Source organism: Mycobacterium sp. E183, assembly GCF_001667735.1.
Lineage (GTDB): Bacteria > Actinomycetota > Actinomycetes > Mycobacteriales > Mycobacteriaceae > Mycobacterium.
On sequence record NZ_LZJN01000036.1, the window covers coordinates 13,297 to 39,400 of the forward strand.

Genomic DNA, 26,104 nt, shown 5'->3' on the forward strand with positions numbered 1-26,104 from the left:
GCTAAGTGCCTGTGTACCAACCCAACACGCGCGATGTCAGCAACACGATGCCCAGCGAGACCGCGGCGACAACGGTGAGGCCGATGACCGCGACCACCAGCGGTCGCCATCCGGTGCGTGCGATCTGACGGATGTCGGTGTTGAGTCCCACGCCGGCGAAGGTCAGCAGGAACGCCCATTTCGACACGTTGGCGAGGTTGGCGGTCTGGCCCTTGGTCAGCCAGCCCGCGGTCGCGATCGCGGAGACCACCAGGAAGCCGAGCACGAACTTCGGGAACTTCTCCCAGACGAACGCGGCCTTGGCCTTTGCGCCGGGTGCGACCTCGTCGGCCTGGCCCCGAGCGGCCCAGTAGAGGGCGAAGCCCAGGACCACGAATCCGATCAGCGCGTTACGGGTCGACTTCACCAGTACCGCGATCTTGCCGGCATGGTCGGAGTACAGGTAACCGGTGGCCGTGGTCTCGGCGGTGTTGTCCACCGAAAGGCCTGCCCACAGGCCGAATTCGTGATCGTTGAGCCCGATCGCGTGGCCCAGCGGCGGCAGCACGAACAGCGACACCGCGCCCAAGGCCAGGATGGCCGCGATCGCGTAGCTGACATCGGAGTTGCGGGCCCGAATCGCGCCCTTGGCCGCCACGGTGGCCGAGACCCCGCAGATGGACGTTCCGATCGCCAGCAGTGAGCCGAGCTTGCCCGACAGCCCGAACGCGCGCGCCGCGCCGATGATGATCGTTCCGGCGATCGTCATGTCCACCAGAATCTGCACCAGGCTGGCGCCACCGAGCTTGGCGATATCGCCGAGTACGAAGCGCGAACCCAGCGCGACAATTCCGACCTTGAGCCAGAATTCGTAGGTGAGCACGCCGGGCCGGAAGATGGGGTGCAGGCCGATGGTGTTGGTGATCAGCAGCCCGATCACGATGGCCCACAACACGTATTCGATGTCGGGCACGGTCCAGTGGTGATGTTTGGCCAGCGCGTTCCACCACACCTGGGCATACTTACCCAGCACCCCGACCCCGATAAGGAGCAGGATGCCCGGCACGTAGTCGAGCGGGCGGGTGCTGGTGAAAGTGGCCTCGGCCGACGTCTCGTCGGGCTCGGCGCGAAGGGTGCTCATCCGGGTCACCATGGGATCTTCGGAAGCGCGTTGGCCACAGCCAGCGCGACGATCACGCCGGCCACCGCGGTCGCCCACCAGTCCACCGATACCGATCGAACCCGTCTGGGCCGGCCGGTCCGTTGCCCGGTCTTTTCCTCGCGTCCGTCATTCGGACCGCTTTCACCCACAATGACCGCTCCTCGTTCGCCTTTGGCGGCCTAGGTGCCGCACGGCCGCTGACGGAATGGTGGCGTGTCGGGTGGCCCGGACCAAGTGATTAGCTCGCCCTGAATTTTGGGCGCGCCGCCGGCAGTGATCTCGGGCCGCGGTCAGGTTGGCAGGCCGAGCTTCTCGGCGTCCGCACGGTAGCGGTCCACCCACTCATCGGAGCGCTGGTCGGCCTGGCGTTCCAATACCGGTTCGGGGGCCAGCCGCGGGTCGAGGCCGAGCGCCTCCAGAATGGAGGCCACGACCTGAGTCAGGTTGCGCCACAACACCGGGTATGGGATCTCCATCGGGTTGACGCCTTCGTCGGCGAACCAATTCCGCCAGCCCTCGTTTTGGGCGCGCAGCATGGTGACGACGTGCGCGATCGCGCCGGCGTGATAGGTGGCGCGCGCATCGCGAGCCGGGTCCGGCCTGCCTCGCCACACCCGCGTCTGCACCGCTCGCCAGAACGACACCGCCTGCGAAATCACATCGGGCCGATGCACGTAGATGAAGAGCGGCTCTTCGCCCACCACGTCGGTGATGGCGGCCAGGAGACCGTCGCCGCTGCGATTCGGGAGATTCTTCGCACGGTTCAGCAAGAGTGGCGTCTGGTTCCACATCAGCTTGCCGCCCCAAATGCCGTTCGGCGTCCTCCCGACCGTGCGGATGTAGTCGCGCCAGATCTCGGGCGGCGCGAGGTCCGGTGTCCCGGCGTCGAGTGGGTCAAGCAGGCTCAGGATCGATTCGTCCTCCACGCCGGCGAACCACTCGCGCGGCTGGGGCGCCTGGCTGGTGGCGGGCAGGTATTGAAAGAACTCTTGCGGCTCGCCGGCGACGCCGGTCGCGCGCAGCGACTCGACCAGCAGCGTGCTGCCGCTCCGCTGGGACGCCAACACCAGGTAGGAGGACGGGGTATCGGTCACCCGAGTAAGCGTATCCGGGCGCAAATGCTGTTGCTATCGGTGCTTTTAGCCTCATCCTGAACGCAACCCTTGTTTTGAACACCGATAATCCGAACCGTGTCGCTTGGCGGCGATAGCCGAACGGGACGGTGGCCGTGGACGCTCAACTGGGTTGTTGGCAACGGAAGACTCGTCAAGCGACGAGTGGCCATTTAGCGTCTGCGCTGCCGAGGCGTTCCGCGAAATTTGTGACATTCACCGCATGCTGGCCCGCCCGGCTTCGCGCCCCGCCGGCCGGGCACCCGGCGGTCTGACATCTGTCGCCAAGCGAACGGGTGTCATTCTGGGGTTTTAGCTGTTCTCGTGTGCCGCGTATGCAGACGGCACGGGTCCTCTGCCGAGTCTTACTCGCCCTGGCCAATTTTGCTTCGTGTTGATTCCAACCCTGACGCGGTATTGGGTTTGCCCGTAAATTCCTCGCGTGATCTAGGCGCGCAAACGGACATCGCGGTCGGCGTGTAACAACAACCGGTGCTTTCGCGCTGGCTAATTGCCGGCGCATTAATTGCATTACGAGAATGGAACACGGGATTGGGCCACATGGACGGCGGTCGGGCGGAGCGAGCCTTGTGAACGGCTCCACCATCGCGAAGCCCATGAATGCGTTGGGCGAGTTCTTCCTACTCAGCGCCCAGGCGTTGGTCGCCGCGGTGCGGGGGCCGTGGGCGTGGCGGGAATTGCTGGAGCAGATCTGGTTCGTCGCGCGGGTGTCGATCTTTCCGACGATCATGCTGTCGATCCCGTACACGGTCCTCATCGTCTTCGTCCTGAACATCCTGCTGGTCGAGATCGGGGCCGGTGATCTGTCCGGCGCCGGCGCGGGCCTGGCGTCGGTGACGCAGGTCGGGCCCGTCGTCACGGCGATGGTTGTTTCCGGCGCCGGGTCTACCGCGATGTGCGCTGACCTGGGCGCGCGCACCATCCGCGAGGAAATCGACGCGATGAAAGTGATCGGCGTCGATCCGATTCAGGCACTGGTGGTTCCGCGCATCATCGCCGCCACGTTCGTCGCGGTCCTGCTCTACTCGGTGGTCGCGGTCACCGGGTTGACGGGGAGCTACGTTTTCGTGGTCTTCGTTCAGCACGTCACCCCCGGCGCTTTCGTCGCGGGAATGACCCTTGTCACGGGGCTTCCCCAGGTAGTGACTTCGCTGATCAAGGCCACGCTGTTCGGGTTGTCGGCGGGCCTGATCGCCTGCTACAAGGGCCTCTCGGTGGGCGGCGGTCCCACCGGTGTTGGCAACGCCGTCAACGAGACCGTCGTCTTTTCCTTCATGGCGCTGTTCTTCATCAACATCGTGCTCACCGCGCTCGGCGTGAAGGTCACCGCGAAATGACCGACGCAGCGCGGGAACCGTCGTGGATCATCAGCCTTGGCCCCAGGGCCACCGATTACGCCCGCAAGCTCGGTGAACAGACGGCGTTTTACGGCCAATCCCTGGCCAACATCGCCGACGCGGTACGCCGCTATCCGGGCGAGCTGCTTCGGCTGATCGCCGAGATGGGCATGGGCACAGGAGCTTTGGCAGTGATCGGCGGCACCGTAGGCATCATCGGCTTCCTCACCCTGACCACCGGCGCCCTGGTCGCCGTCCAGGGCTACGACACGCTGTCCAACGTCGGAGTCGAGGCGCTGACCGGATTTCTGTCGGCCTTCCTGAATGTTCGGATGATCGCGCCGTGCACCGCCGGCCTGGCCCTGGCGGCCACGATCGGTGCCGGCGCGACCGCGCAACTGGGCGCCATGCGGATCAATGAGGAGATCGACGCGCTGGAGGTGATGGGCATCCGCGCCATCACGTATCTGTCGTCGACGCGGATCATCGCCGGGATCCTGGTCGTCATTCCGCTCTACGCCGTCGCGGTGCTGATGTCCTTCATCGCGGCCAAGTTCCTGACGATTTACAGCTACGGCCAATCGCGCGGGGTATACGAGCACTACTTCTCCACGTTCCTGCGCCCCACCGACTTGTTCTGGTCGTTTCTGGCGGCCCTGACCATGGCGACGGGCGTGATGGTTGTGCACACGTACTACGGTTTCACCGCGACAGGTGGTCCCGCCGGGGTGGGGGAGGCCGTCGGGCGTTCGGTGCGGTCATCGATGATCGTCACGGCGTTTGTCTGCCTGGCGATTTCGTTGTCCGTCTACGGGCAGTCCGGCAACTTCAACCTGTCGGGATGACTGCATGAGCAATCACAGGGAGAGCGGCCCCGGGCAACGGAATCGTGTCCGCCGCAGCAGAATCGACCCGATCTGGTGGGCTCCGACTCTGTTCATCCTCATCGGGGCAATCATCGCGGTGACCGCGGGGGCGTTCTCCGGCAAATTCCAGGAAACGATCCCGCTGACGCTGGTGTCGGACCGGGCCGGACTCGTGATGGAGCAGGGCGCCAAGGTCAAGCTCCGCGGCGTGCAGGTCGGCCAGGTGGGCTCGATCGGCACCGACGTGAAAGCCGCTCAGCTGCAACTCAAGATGCAGCCCGGCCCGTTCAAGTATCTGCCGAGCAACCTCGAGGCGGAGATCAAGTCGACCACGGCCTTCGGATCGAAGTATGTCGACCTGATCGTGCCCGAAAACCCCAGCGCGACCCCGCTCAAGCCCGGCGCGGTGCTGCACTCGCGCAACGTGACGGTCGAAGTCAACACCGTCTTCGAAAACCTCCAATCGGTGGTCCATGCGATCGACCCGGCGAAGCTGAACGCGATCTTGTCGGCCTTCTCGGAAGCGTTGCGCGGCAAGGGCGAGCGGCTCGGCCAGGCCATCACCGGGGCGAACGACGTGCTGCTGACCGTCAACCCCCGCATGGACACCATCGACAAGGACTGGAGGCTGTTCGGCAAGACGACGGCGATCTACTCCGATGCCGCCCAGAACATTTTGTCGATTCTCGATTCGGCGGCGACGACCAGCAACACCCTGACCGAAAACCAGCGGTCGCTGGACACGCTGTTGTTGTCGGCGGTTGGCCTGAGCCAGACCGGCATCAACGTCATCGGCAGGAACGAATCCAACATCGTCCGATCGATCAACCTGCTCGATCCGACCACGGCACTGCTGAACAAATACTCGCCGACCTTCACCTGCTTGTTCCAGGGCGCGCAGTGGTACGTCGACCACGGGGGCCGAGACGCGTTGGGCGGCAACGGCTATTCGGTGATCTTGGACGCCGGGCTGCTGTTCGGTGACGATCCGTACCGGTACCCCAAGCACCTACCGAAAACCAATGCCACCGGCGGCCCGGGGGGCAAGCCCAGCTGCGGGTCGCTGCCCGACCCGAGTGCCAACTTCCCGGTACGTGCGCTGGTCACCGACACCGGATGGGGTGCCGCCCCGAACGAAATCCGCACCAACATGGCCACCGGTAACCCGTGGTGGGCGAACTGGTTCCCGACCACGAAGAACCCGCCCGAAGCGCCGCGCTACTTCTACCGTGGGGGACAACCGCCGCCGTGAAAAGACGAAAGATGTCCGCCATCATCGTGCGCATCGTGGCCTTTACCGCGGTGTGCGCGGTGTTCACATTCACGCTCGTCGCCGTCTTCGGCCAGTTTCGGTTCGAAGACCGCACCGGCTACCACGCGGTCTTCACGAACATCTCCGGCCTGAAGTCCGGCAACTTCGTCCGCATCGCGGGGGTAGAGGTCGGCAAGGTCGGGGACCTGCACCTGCAGCGCGACGGCACCGTCACCATCGGCTTCTCGGTGGACAAAGGCGTGCGCCTCACCGAGGGGACCAAAGTCGCTGTGCGCTATGAGAACTTGATCGGCGATCGCTACCTCGCGCTCGAAGAGGGGCCAGGCTCGCACCGGCTGCCGCCGGGCGCGACGATCCCGTTGGCGCGGACGTCGCCGGCGCTGGACATCGATGCGCTGATCGGCGGGTTCCGGCCGTTGTTCCGGGCGTTGGACCCCGATCAGGTCAACGCCCTGTCCGGTCAACTACTCCGGATCTTTCAGGGGCAAGGCGGAACCGTCGCTTCGGTGCTGGCCCAGACCTCGATGCTCACTTCGACGTTGGCCGGGCGCAGCGAGCTGATCACCGAGCTGATCACGAACCTGAACACCGTGCTGCACACCTTTGCCGTCCGCGACCGCGAGTTCTCCGACGGCCTGGACAAGCTGTCCCAGTTCGTCAACGGCTTGGCTCAGCGCAAGGATGAGATCTCCACCGGGCTCGCCTACGTCAACGCGGCGGCCGGGTCCGTCGCCAACCTGCTCGTCCAGGCCCGCCAGCCCATCAAGGACGTCGTGCACGAGACGGATCGCATGTCCGCGCAGGTGCTCTCCGACCGCGACTACGTCGACAACCTGCTCAAGCAACTTCCCGACATCTATCAGGTTTTGGCCCGGCAAGGCCTCAACGGCGACTACTTCGGCTTCTACTTCTGCGAGGTCCTGATGAAAGTCAACGGGAAGGGGGGCAACCCGATCTTCATCAAGCTGTTCGGCCAGCCGAGCGGGCGGTGCACGCCCCAATGACCAAGTCCAAAACCAAAGCCGGCGGGCGAAGCCCTTGGAAGATCGGCGCGATGGGTGTCTTCATCTTGGTGTGCGTGACGATCGCGGCCTTCAACTACGACAAGCTGCCATTTGTCAAGAACACCAACGACTACGCGGCCTACTTCTCGGAGGCCGGCGGCATCCGGGCGGGTAACTCGGTGCGGGTTTCCGGCATGGGCGTCGGAAGGGTCACCGGCATCAAATTAGAAGGCACAAAGGTCCGGGTGAGCTTCACCGTCCGTAACTTCATCACGTTGGGCGATCGCACGGAAGCCGCGATCAAGACCGAAACCATACTCGGCGCCAAGATGCTCGAGCTCACGTCACGTGGAGAAGGGAAGCTCTCGGGCACCATCCCGCTGGAACGCACCCATTCGCCCTACGACCTTCCGGATGCGCTCGGGGACCTGACGACCGAGATCAGCGGGCTGGACACCGCTCAGTTGTCTTCTGCGTTGACCACTTTGGCGGACACCTTCAGGGAAACGCCTTCGGAGGTCAGGCCGGCGCTGGAAGGCGTGGCCCGGTTCTCCGAGACACTGAACAACCGCGACGCCCAATTGCGCAGCCTACTGGGGAACGCGAACAAGGTCTCGACGGTGCTGGGCCGACGCAGCCAACAGATCGCGGCTCTGGTGGCGGACTCGAATGCGCTGCTGGCCGCGCTGTTGGACGAACGCGACTCCATCGACGCGCTGATGAACAATCTCACCGCGGTGTCACACCAGGTTTCGGGCCTCGTCGATGACAACAGGACTCAGCTGAAGCCCGCTCTCGACAAGCTCAACGGCGTGCTCGAGGTCCTCGACAATCGCAAACAGGACATTCAGGCGAGCCTGCCCAAGTTCAAACGCTACGCGATGTCGTTCGGCGAATGCCTGGGCTCTGGACCGTTTTTCAAGGCCTACGTGGCGAACCTGATCCCCGGCCAGATCAGCGGGCCGACGATCGACGCCCGCATGTACAACCGGTTCCTGGACCCCGAGCAGAAGCTGCCGTCGGAGTCGGTGGACCCGCCGACCGGGACGCCGCCCGTGCCGCCGGAGCAAGTGCCGCACCCGATCTGGTCTCAGCCCCCCTCGCCGGGTCCGGCGCCGGGCCCGCCGCCTGAGCCCGAGCAGCCGCCCGCGAACGGCCAACTGGGGGGACAGTGAAGATAAGCCGCCGCACTCTGCAACGACTGACCGCCGTCAGCCTGGTCGGTACCCTCGCCGTGGCTTCGTTCCTGGTCGGCTCGAAGCTGTGGAAGGAGGTCGAAAGGAACACCTACACGGCGTATTTCACGGAAGCCAACGGCTTGTTCGTCGGCGACGACGTGCGCATCCTCGGGGTCACGGTCGGGGTGATCGACAAGATCGAACCGCAACCCGGTAGCTCCAAGGTGACCTTCTCCGTCGACAAGCAATACGCCATCCCCGCCGACGCCCGCGCGGCGATCCTGTCCCCGTCGCTGGTGACTCCACGGGCCGTCCAACTCGTCCCCGCCTACTCGGGCGGCCCCAGACTGAGTCCCGGCGCGTCGATCCCGCTCGGCCGCACCGCCGTCCCGGTCGAATGGGATGACTTTCGCACGCAGCTGGAAAAACTGACCGACGCGTTGCAGCCCACCTCCCCGGACGGGGTGAATTCCCTCGGTGAGTTCATCAACTCCACCGCCGACAACGTGCGCGGCCAGGGCGACACCGCCCGCGACACCGTGATCAAGCTGTCCGCCGCGATCTCCGCACTCGGCGATCACGCCGACGACATCTTCAGCACCGTGCGCAACCTGCAGCTGCTGGTTTCGGCGCTGTCGTCCAGCAGTGACCTGCTGGCCTCGTTCAACCAAAACCTGGCCACCGTCACGACGCTGCTGACGAACACACCCAACGAAATCGCCAACGCGGTCAAGGGACTCGACGGCGCGCTGACCGATTTGCGCGACTTTCTGGCAGAAAACCGGGAAGCCATGGGCGTTACGTTCGACCGGCTGGCTTCCGTCACCACCGCCTTGAACGACAGCCGCATGGACATCAAGCAGATCCTGCACATCGCCCCGACGGTGTTCCAGAACTTCCTGAACATCTACCAGCCGGCGCAGAGCGCGATGACCGGCATCATCGCGCTGAACAACTTCGCCGACATCCCGCAGTGGATCTGCAGCTCGATCGAGGCGGCGTCCCGGGCCCGGCTCGACCGGGTCTCCAAACTGTGCTTGCAGTACATCAACCCGATCATCAAAAACCGTCTGTACAACTACATTCCGGCGGGGCTCAACCCGTTCGTCGGCACCCAGGCCCGCCCGAGTGAGATCACCTACAGCGAGGACTGGCTCCGGCCCGGGTATACGCCTCCCGCACCACCGCCCGATACACCCCCGCCGCCGCCGGCCGCCGAAGCAGCACCCGCGGAAGCGCCGCCGCCGCCGGCGCCGAGCGGCACGGTCAACTCGACGCAGGTGTTGCGGGACCTGATGCTCCCGGCGGGGGTCTCATGAAGCGGGCACTGATGGCGGTGCTGTGCCTCGTCTGCGCCACAACGCTTTCCAGCTGTGGTGGTTGGAAGGGGCTGAACTCGTTCACCCTTCCCGGGACTTCCGGCAACGGGCCCGGTGCGTACACGATTCAGGCCCAAATGCCCGATGTCGTCACCATTCAGGAAAACACCCGCGTTCGGGTTGACGACGTCAACGTCGGCAATGTGACCAAGATCGAGCTGCAGGACTGGCACGCGCTTGTGACCATGCGCATCAACGGCGATGTCCACCTGCCCGCCAACGCGACGGCCAAGCTGGGACAGACCAGCCTGCTCGGCTCGATGCATATCGAGCTCGCGGCGCCCAAGGACGAGCCGCCGGTCGGGCAACTGAAAGACGGTTCACTCATCCCGCTCTCGCGCGCGAGCATGTACCCAACCACCGAACAAACCCTGGCTTCGGTCTCAATCCTGCTCAACGGCGGCGGAATCGGTCAGCTGCAGGAGATCACGCGGGCGATCGCCAAGGCATTCGCCGGACGCGAGAACGAGATGCGCAGCCTGCTGCACCAACTGGACGAGTTCATCGCACGGACCAACGACCAGACCGACGACATCATCGCCGCAGCCGAGAATCTCAACTCGCTGGTCGGCCAGTTCGCGGACAAGGACGCGGTGGTCGACAAGGCTTTGACGACCGTGCCGAAAGCGCTGAAGGTGCTGGCCGACGAGCGCACCAAGATCGCCGACGCGATCGACCAGCTCGGCCAGTTCAGTGCCATCGCGGCCGACACCGTGCGCCAGAGCAAAGACTCTCTGGTCAACAACCTGCGTAATATCGCGCCGGTGCTGCGGTCGCTCGCCGATGCGGGACCGTCGCTGACCAAAGGGCTGGATGGCTTGGTGGCCTACCCGTGGCCGGCGTCGACGGCGAGGAATTGGTTCCGCGGTGACTACGCCAACCTCACCCTGATCGTCGATCTCACGTTGAGCCGCCTCGACACCGGGTTCTTCACCGGTTCACGGTGGGAGGGCAACCTCACCCAGCTCGAGCTGCTGTGGGGACGGACGATCGGGATGCAGCCCAGCCCCGCTACCGCGGGCAACCCCCTGACCTATCCATATCACTTCGGGGGGTACTGAATGCTGCGTCTGAATCGTCGAACCTGGATACAGCTGGCGATCCTGTCGTTGGTGACGGTCCTGTCTTGTGGCGCAATGGCTTTCAATTACATGAAGCTGCCCGAAACGCTTTTCGGGATCGGGGAGTACGTCGTCACCGTCGACCTACCCGAGTCGGGCGGGCTCTACCAGACGTCTGTGGTCACCTACCGTGGCACTGACGTCGGTCAGGTCAAGTCGGTCGATGTGACCGCGACCGGGGTTCGCGCGGTGCTCGCGATCAGGTCCGGCGTCAAGGTGCCCGCCGACGTCCAGGCGTCGGTGCACAGCCGCTCGGCCGTCGGCGAGCAATACATCGAGCTCACCCCCCAGCCCGGCAAGGACGGCGATCACGGTCGGGCGCTGCGAGCAGGTGATGTCATTCCCGCAGGCCGAGTCGACGTTCCCGTCGACATCGGACACCTGCTCGACGTGACCAACCGTGCGCTGCAGGCGATTCCGCGCGACAACCTGCGCACCGTGGTTGACGAGACGGATCGCGCGGTCGGTGGTCTCGGGCCCGAGCTGTCCAGGATCGTCGACGGGTCGGCGGCCCTGGCCATTGCCGGGGGGCAGACCGTCGGGCCGCTTGCCGCGTTGATCGACCAGACGCCTCCGGTTCTCGACTCTCAGATCCAAACGTCGGATTCGATTGCCCGGTGGGCGAGTCGAACCGCGGCGATCACCGCCCAGTTCAAGGCGCAGGACGCCGCCTTTCGGGACCTGTTGACGCAGGGGACCAACGGGGTGGAGGAAAGTCGCGCGCTGCTCGATCGGCTGTCGCCTGCGCTGCCGGTGCTGTTTGCGAACCTGGTCAGCCTGGGCGACATCGCCGTTGTCTACCGGCATGACATCGAACAACTGTTGGTGCTGTTCCCCCAGGGCATCGCGGCGATGGCCGCAATCGTCGTGCCCAGCTCGAACACCAAACAGGAGTACCGGGGTGCGCAGCTGGACTTCAACCTCAACATCAATCTGCCACCCCCCTGCACGACGGGATATCTGCCGCCGACTCAGCGCCGGTCGCCGGCCAACGTGGACGCGCCCGACCGGCCCGCCGCGGATCTGTTCTGCCGCGTGCCGCAGGATTCGGAGTTCAACGTTCGCGGGGTGCGCAACATCCCGTGTGAGAGCAAGCCGTGGAAACGGGCGCCCACGGTCGAATTGTGCGAAAGCGACGAAGAATACGTGCCGCTCAACGACGGCTACAACTGGAAGGGCGACCCGAACGCCACCTACACCGGGCAGGGCGTACCGATGTACCCGCCGGGACAAGACCCGCGGCTTCCACCGCCGCGGGGCACCGCGCAGCCGGCGCCTGCGCCGCCGCCGCTCGCCGTCGCCACGTACGACCCGGCCAACGGCGACTACATAGGCCCGGACGGGCGCCGCTACACCGAATTCGACCTGGCCCATCCGCGTGCCAAGAACTGGCAGTCACTTCTAGTGCCGCCGGCCTAAGTAAGGAGCAAGATGGCAAGACAGACCGATGAGCGGGTGACCGCCGCGGACGACAGTGAGCTGGCCGTCACCGCGGCAGCCGTCGACGAAGCAGGCGGCGAAAACGTCGACGATCAGGCTGACGAGATCGCCGGGGAGACAACCGAGTCGAGGGGCCGGCTGACCCGCTTACGGCACCGGATTATCCCGCGGCTATCGCACACCGGGCAGGCGTTGTTGGCCGGTGCCCTCGTCGTGGCTGTGCTGGCGGGATTGACCGGTTGGCTTGGCTTCCGGGCCTACCAGAAGCACGAGGCACAAGCACAGCGCGATCTGTTCGTGCAGGTGGCGCGTCAGGGCGCGGTGAACCTCACCACCATCAACTACACGGAGGTCGATGCCGACGTGCAGCGCATCATCGATCTGGCCACCGGAGCCTTCCGTGAGGACTTCGAGCAGCGAGCCAAGCCGTTCATCGAGGTCGTCAAGGCGGCGCAATCGAAATCGGAAGGCACCGTGACCGATGCCGGCCTGGAGTCGCAGCGCGGCGACGCCGCGCAGGTGCTGGTGGCGGTCGCGGTGAAGTCGCGGACCGCCGCCGGTGAGGAGGCGCCACGAGAGTGGCGCATGCGGATCGAGGTCCGGACGGTCGGTGACGATGCCAAAGTGTCGAACGTGGTGTTCGTGCCATGACGACGTTGAGTGAAACCCCCACGCACGATGAGGAACTGGTCGACGCCGACGACGCGAAGACGCCGGAGGACTCCGATGCAGTCGACATCGAGGAGGGCTCCGACGGCGAGACCGGCAGCACGCGGGCAAGGGCGCCGATCGCATGGTCCCGCGTTGTCGCGTACGCGGTGCTACCCGCCTTGGCGTTGCTGCTGGCGCTCGGCGCGGGCTACCTCAAGTGGGTGGTGGCCTCGTCCGATGACCTCGCGCGAGTGCGAGCGGAATCGGTGCGGGCCGCGAGCGAAGACGCCGTCGCCCTGCTTTCGTATAAGGCCGATTCGGTGGAGAAGGATCTGGCCGCCGCCCGCGAGCGGCTGACCGGCGATTTCAAGGACGCCTACACGGAACTGACCCGCCAGGTGGTCATTCCGGGCGCCAAGGAAAAGCACATCACCGCGGTCGCCAAAGTCAGCGCCGCGGCGCCCGTTTCGGTGACGGCGAACCACGCCGTGGTCCTGCTGTATGTGAATCAGACCGTCACCATCGGGGAGGGCGCTCCCACCGACACGCAGCCGGTCATCCGCGTGGCATTGGAGAAGGTCAACGGCCGATGGTTGGTTTCGCACTTCGACCCGGTGTGAGGGGAACGGCCATGAGATGGTTACGCGCGCTACCCGCGGCCGTGCTTCTCGCCGCGGCGGCGCTGCTGGCGCCCGCAAGCGCGCATGCCGACAACAAGCGGCTCAACAGCGCCGTCGTCTCCGCGGTCTACACCTTGCAACACCAGGCGGGCTGCACCAACGACGTCATCAGGGACAACGCGCTGACGCTGGCCGCCCAGTGGCACGCTGACGACATGATGAACAACCGAAACATCAATGACGACATCGGATCCGACGGGTCGACGCCGCAGGACCGGGCCAACGCCGCCGGGTTCCGTGGCAAAGCGTCCGAAACGATCGCGATCAACCCGGCCATCGCCATCAGCAGCCTGGAGCTGGTCAACCAGTGGTATTACAACCCCGACGACATGGCGATCATCCGCGACTGCGCCAACAGCTCCATGGGGGTGTGGTCCGTGAACAGCATGGACCGCACCGTGGTGGTCGCGATGTACGGGCAACCGGGCCCGCGCAATCGATGACAGGTCTAAAAGATTCCTGATGATCTTCGAACCGCCGGGCACGGAGTTGGTCGAGACTTCGCCACGCTTGACCATCGGCCAGCTGGCCGAATTGCGCGGCCTGGACCCGCAATTGCAACTGCTGGATGTTCGCGACTCCGACGAGACGATGCAGGGCATCATCCCCGGCGCGCGGGAGATTCCGCTGCAGAACCTGACGAACTCGCTTTCGGACTTGGATCCCACGGCGCCCGTGGTGGTCTACTGCGCCAGCGGCCGGCGCTCCATGGTGGCCGTTAGCGGGCTTCGGGCTTCGGGGTTCGACGACGTTGCGGACCTGGTCGGTGGCTTTGAAGCCTGGCAGGCTGCCGGGTTCCCGATCGCCATCGGCGATGAGATCGTTTCGGACACACCGCAGGTCGGCCCGCGGGCGGCCAAAGCGTTGGTCGACGCGGGCGCACTGCTGCTCGATGTGCGGGAGCAGGACGAATGGTGTACCGAGCACGCGCCGGCTGCGATGCTTCTCCCGGTCGGGCGCGTGCGCACTCGAGAGGATGAACTGCCTCGTGACCGCCGCATTGTCGTGGTGTGCCGCTCGGGGGGACGGTCGGCGGCGGTGACAGCGTTGTTGCGCCGCTCCGGTTTCGACGCGGTCAACCTGGCGGGTGGCATGTGCGCGTGGGCCGCCGCCGGGTTGCCGATCGTGAGTCACGGCGGCGACACCGGGCTGGTTGTCCAAAGGGAGGATCCCCTCAACTGCGAGACCTCGCTTCAGCAACTGATCGGGGGCGTCGTGACGCCCTCCGCCCACTTCTACGTTCGCAATCATTTCCCAACCCCGGTGCTCGATCCGCAGCTGTATCAACTCGCGGTCACCGGTTTGGTTGAGCGGCGCCTCTGCCTTTCCCTGGACGACCTATACCAGCTGCCGAAACAGTCGCTGGTCACCACGCTGGAATGCGCCGGCAACGGACGGCTTCACTTCGACCCGCCGGTCGACGGCGAGCAATGGGATCTCGGGGCGGCGAGCACTGCCGAATGGACCGGCGTCCGGCTGGTCGACATTTTGGACCGGGCGGGACTGTCCGCTGGCGCCCACGATGTCGTGTTCCGCGGCGCCGACTCGGGTCCGGTCGACGGCGCGAGCGGGCCGGTGCGTTTCGAGCGCGCCCTATCGGTTCGGGATGCCCGCGACGCCGGTGCGCTCGTCGCATATGCGATGAACGGCGAACCGCTCCCACTGCAGCACGGTCGTCCCGTCCGGTTGATCGTGCCGGGCTGGTATTCCGTCGCATCGGTCAAATGGCTGACCGAGATCGCCGTGGTGGACCGCCCATTCGAGGGCTTCTTTCAAACCAACCGGTATCACTACGAATGGGAGCGCGACGGCGATGTCGTGCGGGAGCAGGTTCGCCTGCAGCGGGTCCGCGCCCTGATCGCCCAGCCCCTCGACGGTGCCTCTGTAGCCGCCGGGGAAATCGTCGTGCGAGGAGTCGCCTGGTCGGGGGCGGCGATCATCGACCGCGTCGACGTCTGCGTTGGCGAGGACTCCTGGCAGCCGGCCCGTCTGATCGGCGAACCCCGCCGACACAGCTGGCAGTGGTGGGAGTTGTTCGCGCGCTGTGATCTTCGCGGGTCCACGACGGTGCGGGCACGGGCGACCGACGCGGCGGGCAACACGCAACCCGAACGACCCGAATGGAATCGGTTTGGCTACGGCGGCAACGCGATTCAGACGATCTCCATCGAGGTGCGATGAAACACGCGGGTCGAGATCAGCCCGACAGTTCCGACAAGACCTTGTTGACGTCGGAGGTCGCACCGCGGTTGTAGGGCAGTTTGGACAGCGCGGTGGCCATGGCGCAGGTGTTGGACAGCGCGGCGTAGGTCAGTCCACCCCCGATCAGGGCGGCCACCCACTTCAGCCGCGGCACCGCGACGCTGCCCAGAACGGACGTCAGGACCACCGATCCGGCGACGAGTCGGACCTGTCGCTCGAGTTCCCACCGCTGTGCGCCGCGGTTCACCTCGAAACCTTGGCCCTCCCAATCGGTGATCCCCTTTTCGAGGACCCGCCCGCTGGTCAATCCGGCGTTGCGCAACAGCGTCTGCGCCTGGGTCGAGCGTTGCCCGGAACGGCACACCAGCACGACGTCGTCTTCTTGCCCGAGCCGCCGAGCGATTTCCTCGCCGTGCTGATCCAGTACGTCGAGGGGAACGTTGAGGGACCCGGCGATGTGCGCGGTCTCGAACTCGGCGGGGGTCCGGACGTCGACGACCCATGGAGCTTTGGGTGATTCGATCAGCCTGCGCAGCTCGATCGAGGTTATCGGGTCGGTGGTCGGTGTGTTCATGATTGCTCCCGGTGCAGATTGGTGAGTTAGGGGGTTGTTATCCCGAGCTTTTCGGCGTTGTCGTACTCGTCATCGATGAGTACGACGTCCCGACCTTGACGGTCGAGCAGTGCGGCGGCGATCGATGCGCGGTAGCCGCTGGCGCAATGGATCCATAATTCGCGGTCCTCGGGAAGCTCGCCAAGTCGTTGGGGCAGTTCGTGCAACGCCACGTTGACCGCGTCGCGCACGTGGCCGCCGTCGAACTCGCCGGCTTGGCGGACATCAAGGACCAGGACACGCGCATCGTCGAGCGCCTCGACGACATCCTCGAAGCTCGCGACCCGATAGCTCCGCAGCTCAGATCCGGCAGTGAGCTCGCGGATGTTGCCGGTGGCGCTGCCGGTCAGCCGGTCGACGCCGATGCGGGCGAGCTCGCGCTGGGCCTCGGCGACCTGGTCGGCATCTTCTCCGATCAGGGTTAGTGGCGCGCCCCACGCGTAAAGCCAGCCAACATAATTGACGAACGAGCCGGAGAACTCGAAGCCATATGTGCCGGCCAAATGTCCTGCCGCGAACGCGGTCCGGTTGCGCAAGTCGACGACCCATTCGCCGGCGTCGATTCGCGCTCGAAGCTCCTCCGGGCGCACGGGCGCGACGGGGGAGAGGTCCGGTGCTTCTGGCCCCTTCCTGTTGATCACGCCCATGTGCGCGTAGTAGGCGGGGTATGCGGAAAGCTCGGCCAGCAGTTGTTCGACGTAATCCTGTTCGTCCTGGGTGAGTGCCGGATTGGTCTGGCGTTCGTCGCCGATCGTCGACTCGTCGCTGTCGGTGGGGGCGGCCGAACAGAAGCTGCCGAATCCGTGCGTGGGATAGACGGGTGTGCTCGCGGGCAACTCGTCCGCGAGCCGACGAACCGAGCGATACTGCAGCCGGGACAATTCGGCGGCGTGCTCTTCGCCTGCCAGGTCGGTCCTTCCGGTGCTGCCGAACAGCATCGATCCGCCGGTGAACACCCCGACCGTCTGGCCACCTCCGTCGCGGAGCACGTAGCTGACGTGGTGGTGCGTGTGCCCGGGCGTGGACAGCGCTTCGAGGTGGAGCCCGCCCGTGTCGATCCGGTCGCCGTCGCCGACGGGCCGGTGCGGGAACTCAACGTCTTCCCCGGCGGGAAGAAGGTATTCCGCGCCGGTGGCTCGGGCGAGCGCCAGGCCGCCGGTCACGTAGTCGTTGTGAATATGAGTCTCGAGCACGTGGGTGATGCGCAGGGCTGCGGCCAACTCCAGCACACGGTCGATGTCACGCTGCGGGTCGATGACGACCGCGACCTCGCCGTCGCTCACCAGGTAACTGCGGTCGCCCAATCCCGAGGTTTCGATAACCGAGACGTCCACCATCGTTGTTCCAAGCTGTTCGATTTGCTCACGACCGACCCCTCAAAAGCTAGCGGCCAGCAAACCGGACGGCGCTGGGGTTCCGTCGCGTGCTGCGGGGGCGGTTGACAATCGTGATCCCCTGGTGTGGGCGTTGATAGCGCGCAGGCAACGCTCAAGGTGCCATTGCGACCGCGTCGGGTGCGATTAGATCCCGCAAATTGGTTGGGTGCGCAGGCCGACGCCACTTTGAACCCCGGTGATTTCTTCTCCGCCCGATCGGACGAGAGCAGCGGGATGGCTAGCGACTGGACATCGAGTCGGCGTCGCCCGGGTAGACGCGTCGGCCGTCGGGCGCAAAGTCGCAAGCGCACCGTTGGCCCCGGTCCTGTGGCCGCCGAAGCTGTGTGCCGCGCTTGCGCATCAGGTGCTGTTTGTACACCTTGTCGCGCTGCTGGGGCGAGAACGCGAAGTCCAGATTGATCGGTAGCCCCGCCCAGTCGACCTGGTCGCCGGGTTGGTCGTCGCCGGCCGCGCGCCGCAGCCGGCACTGCAGCGGGCACACGGCCCGCACGGTGTCCTCGAGGGGCCCGTCAAAATCCAGAGCCACTACGTCCCTCCTCGGCGCGACCAATGAGTGAATGGTGCAGCGAGGTTGTTTCAGTGGCAGGTGCGTGACGTTTCCGTCGTATTACGAGTCGGGTGGAGGCGCGGCGCCTAGTAGACGTCGCGGTGGTAGCGCTTGCCGGCGCTCAACGACCTGACGTACTCCTTTGCCGCGTCGGGGTCGAGGCTGCCGTGTTCGGCGGCGACCTCGCACAGCGCGCGGTCGACGTCCTTGGCCATCGGGTCCGCGGTCCCGCAGACGTAGAGTTGCGCCCCGTCCTGCAGCCAGCGCCACAGCTCCGCCCCACGGCTGCGCATCAGGTGCTGCACGTAGATCTTGTCGCGCTGGTCCCTCGAGAACGCCAGGTCCAGCTCGGTGAGCAACCCGTCGGCGTGCATCTGCTCGATCTCGTCGCGGTAGTAGTAGTCGGTGGCGGCGTGCTGCTCGCCGAAGAACAGCCAATTGGGACCGGTGTGCCCGAGCGCGCGTCGTTCCTGCAGGAACCCGCGGAACGGCGCGATGCCGGTGCCCGGACCGATCATGATCATCGGCGTATCCGGGTCGCCGGGGGGCCGGAAATTGCTCGATGGCTGCAGATAGACGGCGACGCGATCGCCGGGGGAGCGGTCGGCAAGGTAGGTCGAACAGACTCCGCGCCGCGGGACTCCCTGGAAGTTGTAGCGCACCGGCGAGACCGTCAGGTGGACCTCTTGGGGGCATTCCTTCGGGCTCGACGAGATCGAATACAGGCGCGGCTGAAGGCGTTTCAGCACCCTCAGCCACTCGTGGGCCGAGGCGGAGACCGGGTGCTGCGCCAGCAGGTCGATCGACTGGCGACCCCACGTCCAATCGGTCAGCGCGGCTTTGTTTTCCGGCTTCAGCAGCTCGGCGAGTTTCCGGTCGCCGGTGCGCTCCTGCACGAACCGCACCAGGTCCCGGCTGATGTGGGCGATCTCGATTCGCTCCGTGAGCGCCGAGCGCAACGACATCAGACCGTGCTCGCCGACCTCGACCGGGGTCTGCCCGTCCAGGCCCGTGACGGTCAGCCATTCATCGACTAGCTGGTCGCTGTTGCGCGGCCACACCCCGAGCGCATCGCCGGCCTCGTAGCTGATCGTGCCCTCGGGCACTCGAAACACCAACTGCCGCACGTCCTTTGCCGATTCCGGCCGGCCCAGCTTGATGTTCTGGGCCATGTCGGTGATCAGCGGATGCTTCTTGGTGTACCCGGCCGTTCTGGACCCGTCGGCCGGTCGGGGCGGCGCGGCGACCGTCGAGGTGGCCACGGCCGGCGCAACCCCGTCGTGGCCCACCGGTGCGGGCGTGCGGGACAGCGCATCGATGACACCGTCAAGCCACCTGGCCGCGGCGTCGTCGTAGTCGGGTTCGCAGTCGACCCGCTCGATGATGCGCGTCGCGCCGAGCTGGGCCAGCCGCTCATCGAGCTTGCGCCCATGACCGCAGAAGTCGTCGTAGTTGGAGTCGCCCAGCGCCAGCACCGCGTAGCGGGTGGCGGTGAACCGTGGTGCGGCGTCTGACGTCAACGCTCGCCAGAGCCCGGCGCCGTTGTCGGGCGGCTCTCCGTCGCCGGTGGTGCTGGTGACCAGCAGCAGCTGCCGCGTCGTCGGCAGTTCGCTCACCGGGAAGTCGTCCATGCTGTGCAGCGCGACGGGCAGCTGTTTCTCGCCCAGCCGCGCCGCGATGTCGGCGGCGAGTTCCTCCGCGTTGCCGGTCTGCGATGCCCAGAGCACGACGACGGGCGCGCGTTCTGCGGGTTTGGCTCCGGGCGGCTCGGTGGTCGGTGGCTTGACCGTGGGGGCCGGCGTTGCCCGCGTCGTGTCGTTGCGCGAGAACAGGCCCGCCAGCAGGCCATCCACCCACAGCCGGGTGCCCGAGTCGAAGGGAGCGCTCAGGGGCAGCGTTGGCACGCCGGACGCGCATCGACCGGCATCCGACCGAAGGGCGGTCAGCATTCCGGCGAGATAGGAGCGGCCGAGCTCATCGAATTCCGGCACGGGCCTTGTTGCCACACCGAGCAAGGCGGCGAGGGCATCGACCTGCGACACGCTGATTTTCGGTAGCTCCGTGGGCGCGGGTGCTGGTGCGTCGGCATCCACCGATGGCTGAGGTTCAGTGCCCCGATTCGCCACCGGGACGGCGACTTTAGCCAATGCGACGGCGCAGGCTTTGAATTCCGGCTGGTTCGAGATCGGGTCCACCGCGTCGTTGGTGACCGCGTTGATCGCGAGGTATTCGCCGAACAGGTCGTTCCAGTGGAACGGTGCGAAGCAGTTGCCGGGCCGCACCCGGTCGCTGATCGCGGCGGGCAGCACGGCGCGACCGCGGCGCGAAGCGATTTCGATCGCGTCACCCTCGGCGACGTGCAGCCGTGCCGCGTCGTCGGGGTGGATTTCGACGAAAGGCCGGGGATTGAGCTTGTTGAGCTTGGCGACCTTGCCCGTCTTGGTCAAGGTGTGCCACTGATGCGCCAAGCGACCGGTGTTCAACAGGAACGGGTAGTCGTCGTCGGGCATTTCCTCGGGCGGCAGGTGCGGGCGGGCGAAGAACGCCGCGCGGCCGTTCTCGGTGGGGAAGGCCAGCCGGGGAGTGCTGCCGTCCTCGCGGACCAGCCGGGCCTGACTGACACCGTCGTTGAGGTAGCGAATGGGGCTGCGGTCGCCGGCGCCCCCGGGTGCGCACGGCCACTGCAGTGGGCCCCGGCGCAGCCGCTCGTAGCTGACCCCCCGCAGGTCGTAACCGGTCTTCGGATTCGAGAACCGTTTGATCTCTTCGAAGACTTCCTCGGCCGAGTTGTAGCTGAAAGCGTCCGAGAATCCCATCTCGCAAGCGACCCGGGCGATGATCTGCCAGTCGGGCATCGCATCTCCCGGCGCCCTGACCGCCGGCTGGAACAGCGTCATGTTGCGCTCGGAGTTGACCATCACGCCCTCGGCTTCCGACCACAGGGCCGCCGGCAGGAGGACGTCGGCGTATTCGTTGGTTTCCGTTTCTCCGAAGGCGTCCTGCGCGATGACCAGCTCGGCGCGCTCCAGGCCGGCCAGCACGGTCCGCCGATTGGCCACGGAGGCAACGGGGTTCGTGCAGACAATCCAGCACGCCTTGATGTCGCCGCGGGCCATCCGGGAGAACATGTCGATGGTGCCGGTGCCCACGTCCGTGCGGAGCGTTCCCCGTGGGATGCCCCACTGGTCTTCGGTGAAGGCGCGGTCGACCGCGGACAGGACCGAGCGCTGTCCGGGCAATCCCGGTCCCATGTAACCCATTTCGCGGCCGCCCATCGCGTTGGGCTGCCCGGTGAGGGAGAAGGGACCGCTGCCGGGTTTGCAGATCGCGCCGGTGGCCAGGTGCAGGTTGCAGATGGCGTTGGTGTTCCAGGTGCCGTGGGTGCTCTGGTTGAGGCCCATGGTCCAGCAGCTCATGAAGTTGTTGGCTTCGCCGATCATGCGGGCCGCCGCGCGAATGTCGTCCTCGGGAATCCCGGTGATGTCGCTGACCGCGTCGGGGGTGTACTGCTCCAGGAAGCTGGGCATCACCTCCCACCCCTCGGTGAACTCGGCGATGAATTCGGGATCGGTGTGCCCGTTCTCGACGATCAGGTGCAGCAACCCGTTCAGCAGCGCGAGATCGGAACCGGGGGCGATTTGGAGGAACAGGTCGGCCTTGTCCGCGGTCGCCGTACGCCGCGGATCGACCACGATCAGCCTGGCGCCTGCCTTGACGCGCTCCATCATCCGCAAGAAGAGGATGGGATGGCAGTCGGCCATGTTCGCGCCGATTACGAAGAAGACGTCGGCGTGGTCGAAGTCTTGGTACGAGCCGGGCGGCCCGTCGGCGCCCAGCGAGAGTTTGTAACCGGCACCGGCACTGGCCATGCACAGCCGCGAGTTCGACTCGATTTGGTTGGTGCCGATGAAGCCCTTGGTCAGTTTGTTCGCCAGGTACTGCGCCTCGATGGACATCTGGCCCGACACATACATGGCAAAGGAATCCGGGCCGTGCGCGTCGATGATCGCGCTTAAACGGTGCGCGGACTGGGCAATTGCCCGCTCGATGTCGACGGGCTCGAGTGGCTCGCCACGGTCGGCGCGCAGATGCGCCGATTCGATTCGTCCAGGCGCCCCGAGCAAGTCGGACGTGGTGGCGCCCTTGGTGCACAACCGGCCGAAGTTGGCCGGATGTTGTTTGTTTCCAATAGACTTCCAGATGTGGCGCCGGCCGCTCTCGGGGTCGGTTGTGACCTGCAACACCATTCCGCAGCCCACGCCGCAGTATGCGCACACGGTGTTCACGGCATCTTTGTCGGACGCCATGGACTCGGTGGCCACGCCTACCTTCCCTCCATTGAGCACAATGGGCTTACGTGAATGGTGCGACGAGGATGTTTCGGCACCGGGTATCGGGAGTTTCCCCCGTTTTACGGCTTCCTCTCACCGGCCTAAGCGCGTCCGTGAACTTTCGGGAATGCCGCATAACCCCAGGTCAAGACGGGTCATCATCGACCCGCCGACCCCGGTCAAGGCTACCCGCGGGGCCCGATGCCTGAGCTATCAGAACGGGGTCTCGGACCAAACAAACGGGACATTCACAGCCTTCGCTAAGCTCACCGAGTGCGTCAGCTGATTGTGATCCTGTTGATCCTGCTGGCCTCCGGTTGCGGCGGGCACCAAGCCAGTTCGCCGCCAACCCCATCCGAGACGTGCAAGGACTCCGACGGGCCGGCGCCCGCGACGGTGCAGCGGGCCATCGCGTCGGTGCCGATCACCATCCCCGGTAGCAGCTGGGTGGAAATCGCTCGGGGACATGCCAAGAAGTGCCGTCTGTATTGGGTGCAGATCATTCCGACCATCGCCAGCGAGTCCACCGGACAGCAGCTGCTCTTCTTCGACCACAACACGCCGCTGGGCCCGGCCACCCCGAATCCCAAGCCGTACATCACCGTCTTACCGCCGGCCGATGACACCGTTGCCGTTCAATACCAATGGTTGAAGGGCAACGATCAGCCGTGCTGTCCCACCGGCAGCGGGACGGTGAAGTTCGGGATCGGCCCGGACGGCAGGCTGAAGGCGCTCGGCCCGATCCCGAATCAATAGTGTTGTGTCACAACATGAGGGAGCGGCGACTCAGTTCGCGGCGACGTCGGCGAGGTTCTCCGGGTGCAGCATCTCGGCGTAGCGCAATTGCTCGGGGATTCCGAAACCGTCGACGAGCGTCTCCGCGTGCGGTCGCAGCGCGCGGCATCGATCGTTGATGCCCCGGGTAACTGCCTTGGCCCGCTCGGTGGACAGGTACCGATGCTCGATGTACCACGCCTTGTCGTCTTCGATGACCGAAAGCGCGTACAGATCGCAGAGGATGCCGAGCAGTTCGCGGGTTTCCTCGTGCGGGCAGGCATTGATGCCGGCGACGAACGCCTCGAGCACCACCCGGTCGATGTGTGCGGACGCCGCGTGTAAAACGTGGTCCTGTACCGCGTTGAACGCGTCGAACTCCGACATCTCCTTGGATTTTGCCTGCAGCCGACGGGCCACGGACGCCAGCAGATATTCCTCGCGGTCCTCGAACATCTTGATCTGCGTGCCGCGGTTGAAGAGGCTGCCCTCTTCCTCGCTGTCCTGCCGGGCATCCACGATCGTTTGGATAATCGTCTCTGCCGCAGTCCGTTTGACGACGCGCTCGCCGACGGTGTTGGCGGCGAAGCGCACCCATTCGACGGGGCTCATGCTGCGGATGTCATCGGCGTAGGCCGTCAGCAGCTCCTTGGCCACCAACTGCGTCAGTACGTGGTTGTCGCCCTCGAACGTGGTGAAGACGTCGGTGTCGCCGCGCAGCGCGACCAACCGGTTCTCGGCCATGTAACCCGCGCCACCGCAGGCCTCGCGCGCCTCCTGAATCGCCCGCGATGCGTGCCAGGTGTTGGCCGCTTTCAGCCCGGCGGCGCGGGCCTCCAGCTCGCGCTGCTCGTCGGCGTCCACCGCGTCCGCGGTCTGGATGTCGTGACACTTGCTGACCAGCTCGTTCTGGGCGAACTGCAACGCGTATGACTTCGCAATCAAGGGGAACAGCCGGCGCTGGTGCACCAGGTAGTCCATGATGAGCACTTCGGACTCGTCATCGGGCGCGCTGAACTGCTTGCGCTGCAACGCATATCGCGTGGCAATGTCCAGCGCGACGCGGGCGGCGGCGCCGGCGCTGCCGCCCACCGTGATCCGTCCGCGCACCAATGTGCCCAGCATGGTGAAGAACCGGCGGTTGGTGTTCTCGATCGGCGAGGTGTAGGTGCCGTCCGGCGCCACGTCGCCGTATTTGTTGAGCAGGTTCACCCGCGGGACCCGGACGTGGTCGAACACGATGCGACCGTTGTCCACGCCGGGGAGGCCGCCCTTGTACTCGCAGTCCGACGTCGTCACGCCGGGCAGGTCGTTGCCCTCCGCGTCGCGAATCGGCACCAGCACGCAGTGCACGCCGTGGTTGACCGGTTCGCCGTCCTCCGTCGTGATCAGCTGGGCGAATACCGCTGCCATGGTGGCCGTTTCGGCCGCCCCGCCGATGTAGTCCTTACGGGCGGTGGGCGTCGGAGAGTCGATGATGAATTCCTCCGTGGCCGGGTCGTAGGTCGCGGTGGTCTCCAACGACTGAACGTCGCTGCCGTGTCCGGTCTCGGTCATCGCAAAGCAGCCCCGCAATTCGAGGCTGATGATCTTCTTCACGTACGCCTCGTGGTGGCGCTCGGTGCCCAGATTTTCGACGGCACCGCCGAACAACCCCCACTGGACGCCGGCCTTCACCATCAGCGACAGATCCGACATGGCGAGCATCTCGATCATCGTGATCGCCGCACCGATGTCGCCGGTGCCGCCGTGCTCCTTGCGGAAGTTGTCGGCGGCGGCACCGAAGGCGGCCATGATCCTCATCTGCTCGGCCACCTTGGTGCGCGCAATCACGGTGTTCGGGGTGTAGTGCGGCCGGAAGAGGTCCTCGCTCATGGTGGACCGCAGCTGGTTCCTCGTGTCGCGCCAACGCCCGTCGAGGGCGTTGCGCAGCTGGTCGGCAATGGTGGTGGTCTCTGGCGCCATAACCCGACCGTATCCTGCGGTTCGCGCTGCGGGAATAACAACCCGACCCGTTTTCGCCGACGACACATCCGGGGCCGGGCCGTGCCCCGTTTTCACCCAGCCGACCGGATCGGCGATACCTTCTCCGGTATGGCACATCGGGTCCGCGCGGCGTGCGCGTTGCTCGCCCTGGCGCTCGCCGGCTGCGCGCCGGCGCACCCGCACGCCCCGGCGGCCCCGCCGCGGCCGATGTTGGCCTATCTCGGTCAGGCGCAGGTTCCGTTCAATGCGAGCTTCGACGGGACGGTCATCGGCGGTTTGTCGGCGCTGAGCTATGACGCGGGCCGTCAGCTCTATTACGTCATCAGCGACGACCGCTCGAAGAAGAACCCGGCCCGGTTCTACACCGTGCAGTTGTCCCTGTCGGACAGGGGAATTGACAGGGTCACCTTCACCGGCACCCATCCGCTGCTGGACCGTACCGGTCAGCCCTTCCGGCCGCTCACCCTGGATGTCACGCCACCGGTCGTCCCGCCGGACCCCGAGGGCATCGCGTTCGACCCCGCCCGGCAGCGGCTGTACTGGTCCTCCGAGGGCGAACGGATCACCTCCGGGCCGGTGTTGCTCGACCCCTGGATCCGGACCGCCGCGCTCGACGGCGCCTACCTCGGCGAGTTCACCCTGCCGGCCAATCTGGCGATGTCCACGCAGAACGTGGGCCCTCGCCGGGATAAGGCTTTGGAGGGTCTGGCGCTGACACCCGACGGCCGGACGCTATACGCCGCGATGGAGGACCCCGGTTACAACGACGGCCCGACCGGCGGCGACGGTCACCGTGTGCTCACCCGGATCACCAAATTCGACGTCGCCACCGGGGTACCGACCGCCCAGTACGCCTACCCGATGGAGCCGCCCGTCCCGGTAGATCCGCACGGTCGGCGGGGTGGCGGCGGCCCGTTCGATCACCAGAAACGTCGTGTCCGACAGCGCGACCAGGTCGGAGACGCCGTTGAGTTGGGCGGGGACGAACCAGGAGATCTGTTGCAGGCCCCACTTGCTCACCAGCTGAACGAGGCAAGCGTTGAACAGCGCG

Annotated in this window: 21 protein-coding genes and 1 pseudogene; 14 read left to right on the forward strand and 8 right to left on the reverse strand. The window is 65.8% G+C overall.

Features of this window, described 5'->3' with window-relative positions:
• Nucleotide 1: 1 nt before the first annotated feature.
• From A5691_RS03470 to A5691_RS03475, 3 genes are all read right to left on the reverse strand, one after another.
• On the reverse strand, nucleotides 2-1,132 hold the full coding sequence (locus tag A5691_RS03470) for a YeiH family protein (protein ID WP_068016794.1): 1,131 nt from the start codon (nucleotides 1,130-1,132) through the stop codon (nucleotides 2-4).
• Entirely contained in the window at nucleotides 1,126-1,290 is a 165-nt protein-coding gene (locus A5691_RS27815) for a hypothetical protein (protein ID WP_156669889.1), read from the reverse strand. The genes A5691_RS03470 and A5691_RS27815 overlap by 7 nt, the downstream gene beginning before the upstream one ends.
• 141 nt (nucleotides 1,291-1,431) lie before the next feature.
• Nucleotides 1,432-2,235, reverse strand: coding sequence for a Stf0 family sulfotransferase (locus A5691_RS03475; protein WP_067748458.1), 804 nt, complete (start codon nucleotides 2,233-2,235; stop codon nucleotides 1,432-1,434).
• 608 nt (nucleotides 2,236-2,843) lie between these two features.
• On the opposite strand from A5691_RS03475, the gene A5691_RS03480 reads away from it, so the two are divergent.
• From A5691_RS03480 to A5691_RS27080, 12 genes are read left to right on the forward strand one after another with little or no spacing between them, the layout of a single operon-like run.
• Complete coding sequence (locus A5691_RS03480; protein ID WP_067748460.1) at nucleotides 2,844-3,611, forward strand: ABC transporter permease; 768 nt, start codon at nucleotides 2,844-2,846, stop codon at nucleotides 3,609-3,611.
• The gene (locus tag A5691_RS03485; RefSeq protein ID WP_067748462.1) at nucleotides 3,608-4,456 is read left to right on the forward strand and encodes an ABC transporter permease; all 849 of its coding nucleotides are present in this window, start codon (nucleotides 3,608-3,610) and stop codon (nucleotides 4,454-4,456) included. The genes A5691_RS03480 and A5691_RS03485 overlap by 4 nt, the downstream gene beginning before the upstream one ends.
• A gap of 4 nt (nucleotides 4,457-4,460) precedes the next feature.
• Nucleotides 4,461-5,729, forward strand: coding sequence for an MCE family protein (locus A5691_RS03490; RefSeq protein ID WP_067748464.1), 1,269 nt, complete (start codon nucleotides 4,461-4,463; stop codon nucleotides 5,727-5,729).
• Nucleotides 5,730-5,740: 11 nt separating this feature from the next.
• Nucleotides 5,741-6,754, forward strand: coding sequence for an MCE family protein (locus A5691_RS03495; protein ID WP_067748466.1), 1,014 nt, complete (start codon nucleotides 5,741-5,743; stop codon nucleotides 6,752-6,754).
• A 50-nt stretch (nucleotides 6,755-6,804) separates the two neighbouring features.
• Complete coding sequence (locus tag A5691_RS03500) at nucleotides 6,805-7,929, forward strand: MCE family protein (protein ID WP_369807378.1); 1,125 nt, start codon at nucleotides 6,805-6,807, stop codon at nucleotides 7,927-7,929.
• A complete protein-coding gene (locus A5691_RS03505) occupies nucleotides 7,926-9,251 on the forward strand; it encodes an MCE family protein (protein WP_067748470.1) in 1,326 nt (441 codons plus the stop codon). The genes A5691_RS03500 and A5691_RS03505 overlap by 4 nt, the downstream gene beginning before the upstream one ends.
• Nucleotides 9,248-10,372: an MCE family protein gene (locus A5691_RS03510; RefSeq protein WP_067748472.1), complete on the forward strand. Its 1,125-nt coding sequence runs from the start codon at nucleotides 9,248-9,250 to the stop codon at nucleotides 10,370-10,372. Before A5691_RS03505 ends, A5691_RS03510 begins: the two co-directional genes overlap by 4 nt.
• Nucleotides 10,373-11,851 carry an MCE family protein gene (locus A5691_RS03515; RefSeq protein ID WP_067748474.1) on the forward strand — a complete coding sequence of 493 codons (1,479 nt, stop codon included), beginning with the start codon at nucleotides 10,373-10,375 and terminating at the stop codon, nucleotides 11,849-11,851. It abuts the gene before it with no gap.
• Between the two features lie 12 nt (nucleotides 11,852-11,863).
• Entirely contained in the window at nucleotides 11,864-12,523 is a 660-nt protein-coding gene (locus tag A5691_RS03520; protein ID WP_156669890.1) for an Mce protein, read from the forward strand.
• Nucleotides 12,520-13,143 carry a hypothetical protein gene (locus A5691_RS03525; protein WP_067748476.1) on the forward strand — a complete coding sequence of 208 codons (624 nt, stop codon included), beginning with the start codon at nucleotides 12,520-12,522 and terminating at the stop codon, nucleotides 13,141-13,143. Before A5691_RS03520 ends, A5691_RS03525 begins: the two co-directional genes overlap by 4 nt.
• Nucleotides 13,144-13,154: 11 nt before the next feature.
• Nucleotides 13,155-13,646, forward strand: coding sequence for a CAP domain-containing protein (locus tag A5691_RS03530; RefSeq protein WP_067748478.1), 492 nt, complete (start codon nucleotides 13,155-13,157; stop codon nucleotides 13,644-13,646).
• Nucleotides 13,647-13,665: 19 nt separating this feature from the next.
• Nucleotides 13,666-15,384, forward strand: a complete 1,719-nt coding sequence (locus A5691_RS27080; protein WP_082950113.1) for a molybdopterin-dependent oxidoreductase — start codon at nucleotides 13,666-13,668, stop codon at nucleotides 15,382-15,384.
• 16 nt (nucleotides 15,385-15,400) lie between these two features.
• Here A5691_RS27080 and A5691_RS03540 read toward each other — a convergent pair whose 3' ends face one another.
• From A5691_RS03540 to A5691_RS03555, 4 genes are all read right to left on the reverse strand, one after another.
• Nucleotides 15,401-15,979, reverse strand: coding sequence for a rhodanese-like domain-containing protein (locus A5691_RS03540; protein ID WP_067748480.1), 579 nt, complete (start codon nucleotides 15,977-15,979; stop codon nucleotides 15,401-15,403).
• A gap of 26 nt (nucleotides 15,980-16,005) precedes the next feature.
• On the reverse strand, nucleotides 16,006-17,352 hold the full coding sequence (locus A5691_RS03545; RefSeq protein WP_068016796.1) for a rhodanese-like domain-containing protein: 1,347 nt from the start codon (nucleotides 17,350-17,352) through the stop codon (nucleotides 16,006-16,008).
• 280 nt (nucleotides 17,353-17,632) lie between these two features.
• On the reverse strand, nucleotides 17,633-17,941 hold the full coding sequence (locus A5691_RS03550) for a hypothetical protein (RefSeq protein ID WP_156675611.1): 309 nt from the start codon (nucleotides 17,939-17,941) through the stop codon (nucleotides 17,633-17,635).
• A gap of 107 nt (nucleotides 17,942-18,048) precedes the next feature.
• Entirely contained in the window at nucleotides 18,049-22,269 is a 4,221-nt protein-coding gene (locus A5691_RS03555) for a bifunctional nitrate reductase/sulfite reductase flavoprotein subunit alpha (RefSeq protein WP_068016801.1), read from the reverse strand.
• A gap of 312 nt (nucleotides 22,270-22,581) precedes the next feature.
• On the opposite strand from A5691_RS03555, the gene A5691_RS03560 reads away from it, so the two are divergent.
• Nucleotides 22,582-23,049, forward strand: a complete 468-nt coding sequence (locus A5691_RS03560; protein ID WP_067748578.1) for an LppP/LprE family lipoprotein — start codon at nucleotides 22,582-22,584, stop codon at nucleotides 23,047-23,049.
• 30 nt (nucleotides 23,050-23,079) lie between these two features.
• Here the strand turns inward: A5691_RS03560 and A5691_RS03565 are convergent, their stop codons facing one another.
• Nucleotides 23,080-25,032, reverse strand: a complete 1,953-nt coding sequence (locus A5691_RS03565; RefSeq protein ID WP_068266419.1) for an acyl-CoA dehydrogenase — start codon at nucleotides 25,030-25,032, stop codon at nucleotides 23,080-23,082.
• A 228-nt stretch (nucleotides 25,033-25,260) separates the two neighbouring features.
• Here A5691_RS03565 and A5691_RS03570 point away from each other — a divergent pair.
• Nucleotides 25,261-25,866 (forward strand): annotated as a pseudogene (locus tag A5691_RS03570) (esterase-like activity of phytase family protein); the annotation flags it as partial.
• Between the last annotated feature and the right edge of the window lie 238 nt (nucleotides 25,867-26,104).

Coding starts and splice junctions, on each gene's coding strand:
- A5691_RS03525 (WP_067748476.1), top strand. CDS start 12,520: ATGACGACGTTGAGTGAAACCCCCACGCACGATGAGGAACTGGTCGAC.
- A5691_RS03495 (WP_067748466.1), top strand. CDS start 5,741: ATGTCCGCCATCATCGTGCGCATCGTGGCCTTTACCGCGGTGTGCGCG.
- A5691_RS03510 (WP_067748472.1), top strand. CDS start 9,248: ATGAAGCGGGCACTGATGGCGGTGCTGTGCCTCGTCTGCGCCACAACG.
- A5691_RS03530 (WP_067748478.1), top strand. CDS start 13,155: ATGAGATGGTTACGCGCGCTACCCGCGGCCGTGCTTCTCGCCGCGGCG.
- A5691_RS03490 (WP_067748464.1), top strand. CDS start 4,461: ATGAGCAATCACAGGGAGAGCGGCCCCGGGCAACGGAATCGTGTCCGC.
- A5691_RS27080 (WP_082950113.1), top strand. CDS start 13,666: ATGATCTTCGAACCGCCGGGCACGGAGTTGGTCGAGACTTCGCCACGC.
- A5691_RS03565 (WP_068266419.1), bottom strand. CDS start 25,032: ATGGCGCCAGAGACCACCACCATTGCCGACCAGCTGCGCAACGCCCTC.
- A5691_RS03555 (WP_068016801.1), bottom strand. CDS start 22,269: ATGGCGTCCGACAAAGATGCCGTGAACACCGTGTGCGCATACTGCGGC.
- A5691_RS03515 (WP_067748474.1), top strand. CDS start 10,373: ATGCTGCGTCTGAATCGTCGAACCTGGATACAGCTGGCGATCCTGTCG.
- A5691_RS03540 (WP_067748480.1), bottom strand. CDS start 15,979: ATGAACACACCGACCACCGACCCGATAACCTCGATCGAGCTGCGCAGG.
- A5691_RS03500 (WP_369807378.1), top strand. CDS start 6,805: ATGGGTGTCTTCATCTTGGTGTGCGTGACGATCGCGGCCTTCAACTAC.
- A5691_RS03520 (WP_156669890.1), top strand. CDS start 11,864: ATGGCAAGACAGACCGATGAGCGGGTGACCGCCGCGGACGACAGTGAG.
- A5691_RS03470 (WP_068016794.1), bottom strand. CDS start 1,132: ATGGTGACCCGGATGAGCACCCTTCGCGCCGAGCCCGACGAGACGTCG.
- A5691_RS03485 (WP_067748462.1), top strand. CDS start 3,608: ATGACCGACGCAGCGCGGGAACCGTCGTGGATCATCAGCCTTGGCCCC.